The following is a 12,410-nucleotide window of genomic DNA, read 5'->3' as shown; positions in this document are numbered from 1 at the left end:
AGTTTGTATTTAAAATTTTTATGCACACATACTTTCTTTAAATACCCTAAGTATTCGATTGTTAACCCTTTTTTATTTATGTTTCTCTATCTTTTTTTAAGAAAAAATGAGCGTTAAATACTGGAAGGACGGGGGTTAGTGAGTTGAATCTTGAGGGGTAGGATTATTTTACGAAAAAAATAACCACCGGAAAATGGTGGTTGATCAGAATCATCTCTATATCTTTTTTACAAACTCGGACTTTAATTTCATCGCGCCAAATCCGTCAATCTTACAATCAATATCATGATCACCCTCGACGAGACGAATGCCTTTTACTTTTGTTCCGATCTTTATAACAGAAGATGTTCCTTTGACTTTAAGATCTTTAATAACAGATACAGAGTCACCGTCTTGAAGAATGTTTCCGTTTGAATCTTTGACAACCTTCTCTTCAGATTCGCTCTCTGTTTCGGGAGCCCATTCATGAGCACATTCGGGGCATACGAGAAAAGCTCCATCCTCATACACGTATGCAGAACTGCATTTCGGGCAGTTTGGTAGGTTAGACATCTATGTCGTCCTCATTTCTTATAGTTATTGTTCATTTTATCATACTTAGTTGTGGCTCAAGATTTCTTCAGAATGGTCGTTTATACAAAGACCTTAATGTGAACATCAAAAGTGCATTACGCTTTGAATCCACATACCTGTCCTCTATAATTGAGTTATCATAATAATCAAATATTTAACATCATGGCTTTTCGTGTTTTGCAATTTTAAGTTCCAAAAAAGGAAGGGGAAATTGTAATGGAAAACAACAACAAGCCCGATCAAAAAGAACACACATCAGCAGGTCAATGTCCTGTCACACACCACAAGGATAGTGCGATTACGACTTCAAGAGCGCCCCACGGTACGACGAATAAGGATTGGTGGCCGAACCAACTCAACCTGAACGTTCTTCGCCAACATGACAAAAAATCGAACCCGATGGGAGACGATTTTAATTATCGTGAAGAGTTCTCTAAGTTGGATTACGACGCGTTGAAAAAAGATCTTCATGCGTTGATGACCGACAGCCAAGACTGGTGGCCAGCGGATTATGGTCACTATGGTCCTTTCTTCATCCGTATGTCTTGGCATGCGGCAGGTACATACCGTACGGCTGATGGACGCGGTGGCGGTGGATCAGGTTCTCAACGCTTCGCACCTCTAAACAGTTGGCCAGATAACGTAAACCTTGATAAAGCTCGCCGTCTGTTATGGCCGATCAAACAAAAATACGGCAACAAGATCTCATGGGCAGATCTCCTTGTTTTCACGGGTAACGTAGCGATTGAATCCATGGGGTTAAAAACGTTTGGTTTTGCTGGTGGACGTGAAGATATTTGGCATGCAGAAGAAGATGTTTATTGGGGAACGGAAAAAGAATGGTTAGCAGACAACCGTTATTCGGGTGACCGTGAGCTTGAAGACCCGCTTGCTGCTGTTCAGATGGGTCTGATCTATGTGAACCCTGAAGGACCGAACGGAAAGCCTGATCCGCTCGCAAGTGCTCGTGATATTCGTGATACGTTCAGCCGTATGGCGATGAATGACGAAGAAACGGTTGCACTTATCGCAGGTGGTCATACATTTGGAAAAGCCCATGGAGCAGGAGATCCGTCTCTTGTAGGAGACGACCCTGAAGCTGCTGACATCGAAACGCAAGGGTTTGGCTGGCTAAGCCGTCACGGCAGCGGAAAAGGCCGTGATACCATTTCGAGTGGTATTGATGGAGCGTGGACGTCGAACCCAACACAATGGGATAACGGATACTTTGATCTTCTATTCGGTTACGAGTGGGAGTTAACGAAGAGTAGAGCAGGCGCATACCAATGGACACCTGTCGATATGACGGAAGAGCATATGGCTCCTGATGCCGAAGATCCATCCATCAAAGTGAAAACGATGATGACAACCGCTGATATGGCATTGCGTATGGATCCGGACTATGAAAAAATTTCTCGCCGTTATTACGAGAATCCAGATGAATTCGCTGATGCTTTTGCACGCGCGTGGTTCAAGCTGCTTCACCGTGACATGGGGCCGAAAGTTCGTTATCTAGGTCCTGAAGTACCAGACGAAGAACTTATCTGGCAAGACCCAGTACCGAGTGTGGATTATGACCTATCACCATCTGACATCGCTCAGTTAAAAGAAAAAATCCTTAATACAGGATTATCGGTGAGTGAGCTCGTCAAAACGGCATGGGCTTCCGCTAGCACATACCGCGTTTCTGATATGCGTGGAGGTGCGAACGGTTCACGCATCCGCCTAGCTCCTCAAAAGAGTTGGGAAGCGAACGAACCCCAACAGCTGGAAAAAGTGCTAGGAATCTATCAAGATTTACAAAGCCAGCTCGACACGAAGGTGAGCCTAGCTGACTTAATCGTTCTTGGCGGAAGTGCAGCCGTTGAAAAAGCAGCAAAAGATGCAGGCTTTGATGTTACGGTTCCATTTACACCTGGACGCGGTGATGCAACGCCTGAACAAACAGATGATGTTTCGTTTGATGTCTTAGAGCCGGTATCAGACGGGTTCCGAAACTATCAAAAGAAAGAATATAGTACAAGTCCTGAAGAGATGCTTGTAGATAAAGCGCAGCTACTAGGTCTGTCTGCTCCTGAAATGACTGTACTCGTAGGAGGTCTGCGTGTTCTTGGAACAAACTATAAGAATACGAAACAAGGCGTATTCACAGACCGTGTCGGCACGTTAACGAACGACTTTTTCGTAAACTTGCTCGACATGGGCATAGAGTGGAAATCAACAGGATTTAACGAGTACGAAGGTCGCGACCGTAAATCAGGAGAAGTGAAGCGAACGGCTTCCCGCTTTGATCTCGTGTTCGGATCCAACTCAGAACTTCGTGCACTCGCTGAAGTGTATGCGCAGAATGACAACCAAGAAAAATTCGTGCGCGACTTTATCGCAGCATGGGTAAAAGTAATGGACGCTGATCGATTTGATGTTAAATTAAAATAATAAATAACCAACGCACCTAATCACAATGTCTGATGCAGATTTTGCTGTTTCAGAGCTCATGAGATTAGGTGCGTTTTTTTTCCATAAAAAAAGACAGGGCATTTCCCCGTCTTAAATGTCATGTATTTTCTTGTTATTTACCGAAACGCTTTCGATAACCACATTTTCTACAAAGTTCTTCAACCGCTTCTCTTCGCGAAAAACCATCTACAAGATTATTTGCTCGATCACCTTCAATAATAGTTGAGAAGTCTGTTTCGTTAATATTTCCTAAGTTAATGACCCCTTCTCCATCTAGGCAGCATGGAATGACTGTACCGTTCGCCAAAATGCCTGCTTGATTGCGCAGACCATAGCAGAACCCTTTTCCGTCGTCCTCTTCTTCATGCAATGCGGGCCATTTAAACTCATAATCTTGATTGATGAAAATTTGATCCGCCAGTTTGATTCCTTTTCCCGGCGTGAGCTTTTCTTCAATTTTAAATGCGAGATTAAATTCATTTTCAATAATTTCAAGCAGCTGGCGGTTACGCTGTTTCTCCAAGTTCGTCGCATTGTCTTGCGTCAGGTTCCAAAGCCTTAAAGAAACAAATAATGAAGACTCTCTCGTTGCTTCTTGTACAAAAGAAAGAATCGTTCTTACGTATTCTTCTTTATCCGTCATGCTCTGACCGACATGGCCATCAAAGCTATGAAGGGAGAAATTCATCTGTCTGAGCGCAGGCTTATTGATAAGCTTGTCCCAATTCTTTTTGATGAGCGTCCCATTCGTCGTGATATTAACTTTAAACCCTCTTTCATGAGCTATGTCCAATAACTGATCAATTTTTGGATGAAGCAGCGGCTCACCTTTTACATGCAAATAGATGAAATCGGTATACGGCTTGATCTGGTCTAAACGTTTCGTAAAATCATCAATGGAGATGAACTGTTTAGCTCGTTCAGTTGGAGGACAAAAATGACACGCCAAATTACAGATACTCGTAATCTCTATATAAAACTTCTTAAATCTTTTCATAGGTATTCCTCATTTCACAAACTCTTAATACATACACTAATGCTCACTAAAGCCACAGTGCACATAAACTACCTGCTTTTTTAACTCTTTCTTATTAGAGCACAATTCATTAAAAAGATAAACGTGTTATGAGGAAATTAACAGATGGAAACGAAAGGTTGGTCATTCGGTCGTTTTTTAAATATCTAAACGCAAACGCAAAAAAGAAGAGAAATCATCTCGTTTCCCTTCTTCGTCATTCGTGCAGCAATACGCTCGGGATATTTCCTTACCATCACAACACCTCCGTAATATTTGCAAGCAAAGGGACGGTTCTGCCGCTTCCTTCCCCTCGTTTCACAAGAACTTTCTTGACCCTAGCTAAGCTTCTCATCCTCATGTTTTTTCGAGGACAAGCATAAGATGGTAGAACAATCGACTGGGAAAGGAAAGCCTATCTATGATTTCATTTCGAAAAATGCTAGGAGCCTCATTGTATGCCACCATGTCCATCAGCCTTTGGGGAATATCCTTTGTCTCGACTAAAGCGGTACTGGACAAGCTTGATCCCTTTACTCTTCTGGTCATCCGTTTTGGTATAGGTGCATTATTTTTATTAGTACTTATCCTTGTAAAAAAGGAACATTCCATGAAGCTGCCGATACAGTATATCCCTCACTTAATCGTATTAGGGATTCTTGGTGTTTTTCTTCATCAAGTTATTCAGGCAAGCGCACTTTTATCCATTGATGCATCCTCTGCAGGCTGGCTCATTACGTTATCCCCGATTTTCACCGTCGTTCTTTCCATGGTATTTCTGCATGAAAAGATGACATTTCCAAAGGCTATTGGAATTATTTTGGCCATTAGTGGTGTATTGCTGGTCACAACAGCAGGTGGAGACAGGTCATTAGGATTCTCGATCAACATCGGGTATCTACTGATGGTTCTCAGTACCTTAAATTGGGCCATTTATTCAGTTTTACTAAAAAGCCTAAAAGTGCCATTGCCTGCATTGGTCCTCACCTTTTACATGAGTACTTTGGGACTTTTGCTTACTCTCCCATTCATCTATCAGAACAAAAGCTGGGAAAAGCTTACTCTTCTAGATGGAGTAGAATGGGCTCATCTTATCTTCCTTGGAGTCTTTGTATCCGGTATTGCCTACTGGTACTGGGCAAAAGCATTAGAGGTGTTGGAGGCCACTCAAGTATCTGTTTTCTTATACCTTGAACCAGTCTCTACACTGATAGCAGCCGTGCTACTTCTACATGAAAAGGTTATTTATACCAGTATTTTAGGTGGAGCAATCATTATCCTTGGGGTTATTTTCGTAAATGGTCATCTAGTTGGACTGATAAATCGATGGGGTGCGAGGAGGTAGGGAAAGCAAAGGGACGGTTCTGCTGCTTCCTAACTTACAACTGTAAACACTAAAGGATTCACCTTTCCATCTAATTATACAATAAGAAGCACGACAACCGTCCGCGCCCCTAAACTAAAAAACTAAAAGATACGCGCTGATCAATAAAATAACTGAAACAAGCCAGAGATTTTAAAAAATCTCTGGCTTGTTAATCCGATAAATTTCGTGTATCTATTTACAATTTCTCAGTAAAAGCAGCAAGATTCTCGAGTGTGGACCTTAATCCAGTGTCGTGATCTTCCTTACGAATGCCTTCTGGTACGTTTTCACAAACGATTGTAACATTAGTGCCTCCCGAAACATCTTCCAATAGCCATTTCTGTAACATCTCACCCGAGAAAGCTGGATCTTCAGAATTGAAGTTAACAGATTGGACAATTCGCTGGTTTGGGACCAGCTCCAAAAATGTTCCTTCCGCCACATCGGTGTTATCCGACGTTTTGCCAAGAATCAACTCATCCAATTCATACGTAAGCGTCATTTTATAAGCTCCCCCTTCACGGCAATCATAGGTATCAATTTTACCCGACATCCCTTCAGGCGGAAGCCATTGAATTAGTGAATCCGGATTTATAATAGCTAGATAGACGATTTGAGGTGGAACTGGGATCACTTTTGAAGCAGTATCTGTTCTCCGATTTCTTGACAAATTCACCCTAAAAACCTCCTTGAAATTAACTCTAAAGGAAAATTCGTCGCTTCCTGCTTATCACCTGCTTAAAGATGCTACTTATAAAATGTAAGATGTCTCTAAAGATCCAGATCAATTATTTCAGCATAGGTTTTTTAAAAGCATACAAGAAAAATAATAAAATAAACCAAATGGGTGTCAGCAATAACGCTGGACGAGTAGCTTCTGCCACGAGCAACACGATTAAAATGATCCCGAACAGTGCGAGTACCACATAATTAATGAATGGAGCAAAAGGTGCTTTGAACGTTGACTTCTTGTGCAGATCAGATCGTGTCTTACGGTATTTAATATGGCTGATCAAGATCACGCTCCACACCCAGATGAAACAGATGGCACTGATAGTCGTGACGATACCAAAAGCCTGCTCTGGAATCAGCTTGCTGAGGAGCGCTCCCACTGAAACAACTATAGTCGAAACCCAAAGCGCGTTACCTGGCACCGAATTTTTCGTTAGTTTTTTAAAAGATCGAGGTGCCTGCTCACTCTTGCTTAACGTAAATAGGATACGGCTCGTTGAAAATAACCCACTGTTGCATGCAGATGCCGCTGATGTCAGCACGACAAAATTAATAATGCCAGCAGCAAGCGGAATCCCTATTAAGCTGAATGTTTTAACGAATGGACTTTCCGTCGCGTTCAATTGTGTCCACGGATTGATGCATAGCAGCACGATCAATGCGCCCACATAGAAAAATAGAATTCGCAGTGGAATCTTATTGATGGCGGACGGAATATTTTTTCTCGGATCAGATGTTTCTGCTGCTGCTACACCGACCAATTCAACTCCGACAAATGCGAACACAACCATTTGGGACGAGAGTAAGAACCCTGTCATCCCGTTAGGAAACAAACCTCCATGATCCCAAAGGTTGTTTATAGAGACTGTCCCCGCATCCGTCTGATAACCAATAACGAGTAGGACAACGCCAATCACAATCAACGCTAGAATCGTAATCACCTTGATTAAAGCGAACCAAAACTCCAATTCTCCGAAAAGCTTTACCGTTAATAGATTCAGCCCAAGTAAAAGAAGCAAACAGACAATCGCCGGAACCCACTGCGGTATGTCAAACCAATATTGAACATAAACACCGACCGCAATCACATCGGCCATCGCTGTCATGATCCAGCAGAACCAATATGTCCATCCTGTGATAAACGCAGCTCGCGGACCAAGATAGTCCTCCGCAATATCGGTAAACGACTCATAGCCTTCCTTCGAAAGCAACAGTTCCCCTAGCGCTCTCATCATGAAAAATAGAGCGATCCCCACAATTAAATAAGCAAATATAACAGACGGTCCGGCAAGTTGAATCGCTTTTCCTGAACCTAAAAATAACCCCGTACCAATCGTTCCGCCAATGGCAATCAGCTGCACATGACGATTAGCTAAATCTCTCTTCAACTCTTGCTGTGACACGTATGAATCCTCCTTCTAAGATGCAAATCAAACGAAAAAAAGAGACTGGAAGAATCTCCAATCTCTTGTACATTAGAATATGAAAAAAGCATTCACTGCGCTAGATATGACAGGCACAACAAAGTCAAAATTCGATACTCTTCTGTCCGTTTGCCTGAGATTGTGAACCCTTCGGCGCCGCTAACAAAGCGGTCTCTCCAGAAGTTGCTCCTGCTGTAGTACGACCTACAGCGATCATAGCTTGCTATCTATAAATTTTTTAGTAGTTCTGAATATAATTTTCAATACTATTACGCAGTTGGAGTTTTGTCAACTGTACAATACTGGTATTGCATTTACCCCACATGAGTAGAAGAATTCAAACTATTAAATAATTGTACATAACTGCTTTATGAGTTTAACCTCTACTCCCTTGCACTAAAGTGATAAAATTATATAAACTAGATTTCACCTATAAAAAGACTACTTACTAAGGATGAGTATACATGAATGAAATTAAACAGCTAATAAACGCTATCAATGAATTCCGTGATGAAAGAGGATGGAAACCTCACCACAATCCAAAAGATCTTGCCATTTCTCTCTCCATTGAAGCAGCTGAACTATTAGAAGATTTTCAGTGGAAAAGCAGTGAAGAGGCTATAGAACAAAACATGGAAAACATCAAAGAAGAAATTGCTGATGTGTTCATCTACGGACTTATGCTCTGCAGTGAATTGGATTTGGATGTCGAAACAATTATTAAAGATAAGATTAAGAAAAATGGATTGAAGTATCCTGTTTCAAATAGTTAGAAAAAAATACAAAATAAAATAAGAAACAGCACCTATAGTATTTAGTTAAGTAGGTGCTGTTAGATCGGTATGGATTGTTGTCCGTAATTCCTATGTATAAATGAAATAATCCTTACCTCATCGCCTTCATAATAAATCAGTTTCCCATAACCCAAGCTGGCCTTTTGCTGGGATACGTTCATTCAAGATCTTCATGTCTTGAACCACCCAAGCATATCCTCCCACATTAAAGTCTCCCAAAAAATAATCATTTCCTGATACGATTTGTCCATTTTCCAGGACTGCTGATGTCTGATTTTCCTCAGTTATCTTCAGACAATTTTCAAGCCGACATACAGCAATGATCATTCCCGTTGGAAGGGTTTCTTCTGTATATCCATGCTTATCGAGCAGCGAACGGATGGCAACATGCCTGCAGACAGACTTATCTATTTTTTTACTTGTATGAATGGCCAACGGCCCGCGATAATTTGTTTTCCATGACCTTGTTTCAAATTCATTCTCTCGAAGAACAAAAAGACTTGCCCAAGGCTGAATCATAGATAATACCTTCATTCTGCCTGCCACCAACCTATAAAGTTTCGTTCGTTTGTCTTATCGTGTCCGTAGAGAAGAATAATATTAGCAAAAAGGTCTAAGTGCCCACGGTAAGTAGTAATCTTCCGGAAAAATAAAAAAATGAGGGGATTACTATTAAAAAGTACATTGAAACCATCCAACCTTGGAGTTTACCGTTATTTATGGTACGGTTCCCCCCGATTAATCCGAAACGCTCGATAAACCTGTTCAACCAACACCAGCTTCATCAACTGATGCGGATAAGTAATTTTCCCAAAAGAAATCTTCTCATTCGCCCGCTTCATAACAGCATCACTCAACCCTAAGGAGCCTCCAATGACGAAGGCAACCTTGCTCTTTCCATACGTTGCAAGCTGGTCCAGATTCTTAGCCAAGTCTTCAGATGAAACAGCTTTTCCTTCGATCGCCATCGCAATCACATGCACATCTTGGCCGATTTTAGCTAGAATTCTTTCACCTTCAGCGTTTTTAACCATGATCATCTCTTGATCACTTAAAGTTTCAGGTGCTTTTTCATCAGGGACCTCGATGATTTCTACTTTTGCATAAGGTCCTAGTCGTTTTAAGTATTCATCAATACCTAGTTTTAAGTATTTTTCTTTTAATTTCCCTACGGAAATGATTGAAATATTCACTTGTTGAAAACTTCCTTTCAAATAAGTTATCCCCAGAACTTATCCACATATGCACAGTTAGTGCTATATCTTGTAGGCGTTCATATGTTCGATACTTTATATACACCTTTGTTATCGCAGTATTCACAACCTGTTGATAACTCATCATTCTCTGTTAGTAACTCTACTACAGGTGGCGTTTCAAACTCATCCACAATGATGTCAATCGCAAGCTCAGCATGGTCTTTGCAGCAAATAATAACCAAATCTTTTCACTCCTAACTTATCCACAATCCTTCCTCTTACACTAACGAATTTACAGCTGTGTGTAAACAATCCGCAAAAATAAAGTTGTCCACATGTGGAATCAACCATTAGATTTTTCTTAAATGGTGGTGACATTTTGTTTTTCTTGTTTTAGTCTTTTTATTTACTTCATCGACAAGTTGATTGCAGTGTAAGGTGCGAGACTCCTCGAAAATTAAACTTCAAATTTTCTTCGTGCGATGTTTTGCTGCCGCAGCCTTCCTTGTCCTGCGGGACAGGTGGGCAGGTGAGACACTTTAGAGTGAAACGATTGAATGTGGCTCACCGCCTGCCCCGCGGAAAGCGAGCAACCTGAAACGGAAATCAACTCACTTCCAAAGACACCATAGCCTCATCAAAAAGAAAAACAGGAGACCCTAAAGCCCCCTGTTTCCCACTATTATTGAGATTGCTGTCCACCGCTCAATTCAACTTTAACGGTCTTCTTCTTCCCATCACGATAGAACGTCACATCCACCTCATCACCAATCTTCGCCTTTGTATAAAGGAACTTACGAAGAGCGATAGGGTCTTTGATTTTCTCTCCACCCATCTCGACAATAACGTCCATTTCCTTAATACCCGCACGAGCTGCTGGTGAAGCTGACGTGATCTCCATAACAACGACACCTTCTTGTACGCTGTCTGGAATCTTCAATGTTTGTTCACGCTGATACGTGTTCACTTGAGAAAGCGGAATGATGTTAACGCCTAAGAACGGTCTGCGTGTTTCACCATAGTTCTCAAGGTCTTCAATGATCGGTTTTGCCACATCAGATGGAATAGCAAATCCGATTCCTTCTACTTCGTTCTGCGCGATTTTAGAAGAGTTGATCCCAATCACCTGACCTGCGATATTAATCAGTGCTCCACCGCTGTTACCAGGGTTGATCGCTGCGTCTGTTTGAATAACTTCAGCTTGCCAATCTGGATTTCCGTCTTGATCCAAATCAACGGGAATCGAACGATCCGCACTAGATACGATACCTTGTGTGACTGATCCTGGGAAGTTTCCTAGTGGGTTACCGATTGCGATGGCAGGTTCACCACGCTTTAAGTCACCCGACACTCCGAACTCCGCTACACTATCGACCTTGCTGCCATCGATTTCAACTACAGCTAAGTCCATCAGAGGATCTGTTCCGCGTAATGTACCTTTAAGCTTCGTTCCGTTGCTAAGCGTGATCTCGATCTGGTTCGCATCGGCAACTACGTGGTCATTTGTTACCACATAGGCTTTGTTGCCTTCTTTTTTATAAATAACACCTGATCCCGTGCCCGCTGGCTGCTGGCTCCAAAAATCAGTCTGCTGAATGTTGATAACTTCAACTACCGCTCCAGATGCTTTATCAACGGCATCCGTTACATTCGTAGTCAGATCGACATCCACTTTTCGCTGTTCCACATTTTCGTCAGTACCTAGACCGTTTTGTTCTTCATTCGGAGGATACAGATTATCTGGCAAAAGACCAGCTCCTCCTAGTGCAGGTACTGTAAATAGGACAAGCAAACCGCCTAGAATAGCTCCTAGCAAAGCTGGTAGAAACTTTCCTCCGCGGTTTCCTTTTTGTCGAGATGGTGATTGATAATCATCATCGTAATAGCCCATATACTCCTCACCGTTCCTTTCAACAATTAAATGGATGAATTCATAACCTAGTATAAGCAATTAGTCCTGAAATTATGGACATTTTGGGTTATTTTTCATAATTTCCCACACTTATTGTTATTTCCGGAAACGGCTTACTTTAAACAAGTAAGTATTTTAAACTAAAGCCAATTTTGTTGGCTGACTCGCATCTGTATCGTGAAGAATCACTTGTTCACCCGCTGAAATATCATACGTTTTTAACGTCTGCTCAACGGCTAAACGAGCAATATCCTTCATATTGTTATCTCTACTTAAGTGAGCAAGATAGATGTGTTTCGTACCGTCACCGATTACATCAGCGAGAGCATGTCCACAATCTTCGTTCGAAATATGACCATGGTCCCCCAGAATACGGCGTTTAATGTTCCATGGATAACGTCCCATCATGAGCATGTTGATGTCATGGTTGGATTCAATCACGAGCGAGTGGCTGTCACGGATGATACCTTTCATCCGATCGCTCACATAGCCTGTATCTGTCATGAGTGCAAGCTTGCGGCCGTTATGATGAAAGACGTAGAACATGGGCTCTGCCGCGTCATGAGACACGCCAAAAGATTCAACTTCTAGATCGTTGAACGTTTTTACACTTTCCATCTCAAACTCAAACTTTTGCTCGGTCGCCACTTCCCCAATCAAACCGTTCATGGCATTCCATGTGTTTTTGTTCGCATAGATCGGCAGCTTAAATTTCCTAGCCAGCACACCGAGTCCTTTAATGTGATCGCTATGTTCATGAGTGACAAGAATTCCATCAATGTCCGCCACCTCACCACATGCTGCTTTTTCAAATAAAATCTGAATCTGTTTGGCACTTAAGCCCGCATCCACGAGCAAGCGTGTTTGTTCGGTTTCAACGTAAACAGCGTTTCCCGAACTGCCGCTTGCAAGAACGCTAAATTTTAAACTCATAACCGCAT

Annotated in this window: 12 protein-coding genes and 1 riboswitch; of the genes, 3 read left to right on the top strand and 9 right to left on the bottom strand. The window is 41.9% G+C overall.

The window, feature by feature from the left end:
• Window positions 1-216: 216 nt before the first annotated feature.
• Window positions 217-552: a zinc ribbon domain-containing protein YjdM gene (locus tag HU823_RS05755; RefSeq protein WP_197221421.1), complete on the bottom strand. Its 336-nt coding sequence runs from the start codon at window positions 550-552 to the stop codon at window positions 217-219.
• Window positions 553-789: 237 nt separating this feature from the next.
• Here HU823_RS05755 and katG point away from each other — a divergent pair, with 237 nt between their 5' ends.
• Window positions 790-3,009 (top strand): catalase/peroxidase HPI, encoded by a 2,220-nt coding sequence (gene katG, locus HU823_RS05750; RefSeq protein ID WP_197221420.1) that lies wholly within the window; start codon window positions 790-792, stop codon window positions 3,007-3,009.
• Window positions 3,010-3,142: 133 nt separating this feature from the next.
• On the opposite strand, the gene HU823_RS05745 is transcribed toward katG, so the two are convergent.
• Complete coding sequence (locus tag HU823_RS05745; protein ID WP_197221419.1) at window positions 3,143-4,027, bottom strand: radical SAM/SPASM domain-containing protein; 885 nt, start codon at window positions 4,025-4,027, stop codon at window positions 3,143-3,145.
• 439 nt (window positions 4,028-4,466) lie between these two features.
• Here HU823_RS05745 and HU823_RS05740 point away from each other — a divergent pair, with 439 nt between their 5' ends.
• The gene (locus HU823_RS05740; RefSeq protein WP_186320403.1) at window positions 4,467-5,390 is read left to right on the top strand and encodes a DMT family transporter; all 924 of its coding nucleotides are present in this window, start codon (window positions 4,467-4,469) and stop codon (window positions 5,388-5,390) included.
• A gap of 217 nt (window positions 5,391-5,607) precedes the next feature.
• Here the strand turns inward: HU823_RS05740 and HU823_RS05735 are convergent, their stop codons facing one another.
• Window positions 5,608-6,087, bottom strand: coding sequence for an SRPBCC family protein (locus HU823_RS05735; protein WP_197221418.1), 480 nt, complete (start codon window positions 6,085-6,087; stop codon window positions 5,608-5,610).
• A gap of 112 nt (window positions 6,088-6,199) precedes the next feature.
• On the bottom strand, window positions 6,200-7,546 hold the full coding sequence (locus tag HU823_RS05730; RefSeq protein ID WP_197221417.1) for an amino acid permease: 1,347 nt from the start codon (window positions 7,544-7,546) through the stop codon (window positions 6,200-6,202).
• A gap of 132 nt (window positions 7,547-7,678) precedes the next feature.
• A riboswitch (glycine riboswitch) is annotated at window positions 7,679-7,757 on the bottom strand.
• Window positions 7,758-8,031: 274 nt separating this feature from the next.
• Between HU823_RS05730 and HU823_RS05725 the strand changes: the two genes are divergently transcribed.
• A complete protein-coding gene (locus tag HU823_RS05725) occupies window positions 8,032-8,340 on the top strand; it encodes a nucleotide pyrophosphohydrolase (RefSeq protein ID WP_197221416.1) in 309 nt (102 codons plus the stop codon).
• A 126-nt stretch (window positions 8,341-8,466) separates the two neighbouring features.
• Here the strand turns inward: HU823_RS05725 and HU823_RS05720 are convergent, their stop codons facing one another.
• The 5 genes from HU823_RS05720 to HU823_RS05700 form a co-directional block, all read right to left on the bottom strand.
• On the bottom strand, window positions 8,467-8,895 hold the full coding sequence (locus tag HU823_RS05720) for an ASCH domain-containing protein (RefSeq protein WP_197221415.1): 429 nt from the start codon (window positions 8,893-8,895) through the stop codon (window positions 8,467-8,469).
• A gap of 179 nt (window positions 8,896-9,074) precedes the next feature.
• A complete protein-coding gene (gene rlmH / locus HU823_RS05715; protein WP_144703137.1) occupies window positions 9,075-9,554 on the bottom strand; it encodes a 23S rRNA (pseudouridine(1915)-N(3))-methyltransferase RlmH in 480 nt (159 codons plus the stop codon).
• Between the two features lie 80 nt (window positions 9,555-9,634).
• Entirely contained in the window at window positions 9,635-9,799 is a 165-nt protein-coding gene (locus tag HU823_RS05710; protein WP_066399497.1) for a CxxH/CxxC protein, read from the bottom strand.
• Window positions 9,800-10,239: 440 nt separating this feature from the next.
• Complete coding sequence (locus HU823_RS05705) at window positions 10,240-11,448, bottom strand: S1C family serine protease (RefSeq protein ID WP_197221414.1); 1,209 nt, start codon at window positions 11,446-11,448, stop codon at window positions 10,240-10,242.
• A 156-nt stretch (window positions 11,449-11,604) separates the two neighbouring features.
• Entirely contained in the window at window positions 11,605-12,402 is a 798-nt protein-coding gene (locus tag HU823_RS05700) for an MBL fold metallo-hydrolase (RefSeq protein WP_144696598.1), read from the bottom strand.
• Window positions 12,403-12,410 lie beyond the last annotated feature (8 nt).

It is taken from the genome of Fictibacillus sp. 18YEL24 (assembly GCF_015903855.1).
Lineage (GTDB): Bacteria > Bacillota > Bacilli > Bacillales > Fictibacillaceae > Fictibacillus > Fictibacillus phosphorivorans_C.
Note: the sequence above shows the minus strand (reverse complement) of the source record. Positions and strands in the feature narration are given on the sequence as shown.

What these genes read in the sequence shown, in the direction of transcription:
- HU823_RS05755 (WP_197221421.1), bottom strand. Translation starts at nt 552, where the DNA reads ATGTCTAACCTACCAAACTGCCCGAAATGCAGTTCTGCATACGTGTAT.
- katG (WP_197221420.1), top strand. Translation starts at nt 790, where the DNA reads ATGGAAAACAACAACAAGCCCGATCAAAAAGAACACACATCAGCAGGT.
- HU823_RS05745 (WP_197221419.1), bottom strand. Translation starts at nt 4,027, where the DNA reads ATGAAAAGATTTAAGAAGTTTTATATAGAGATTACGAGTATCTGTAAT.
- HU823_RS05740 (WP_186320403.1), top strand. Translation starts at nt 4,467, where the DNA reads ATGATTTCATTTCGAAAAATGCTAGGAGCCTCATTGTATGCCACCATG.
- HU823_RS05725 (WP_197221416.1), top strand. Translation starts at nt 8,032, where the DNA reads ATGAATGAAATTAAACAGCTAATAAACGCTATCAATGAATTCCGTGAT.
- HU823_RS05720 (WP_197221415.1), bottom strand. Translation starts at nt 8,895, where the DNA reads ATGAAGGTATTATCTATGATTCAGCCTTGGGCAAGTCTTTTTGTTCTT.
- HU823_RS05705 (WP_197221414.1), bottom strand. Translation starts at nt 11,448, where the DNA reads ATGGGCTATTACGATGATGATTATCAATCACCATCTCGACAAAAAGGA.
- HU823_RS05700 (WP_144696598.1), bottom strand. Translation starts at nt 12,402, where the DNA reads ATGAGTTTAAAATTTAGCGTTCTTGCAAGCGGCAGTTCGGGAAACGCT.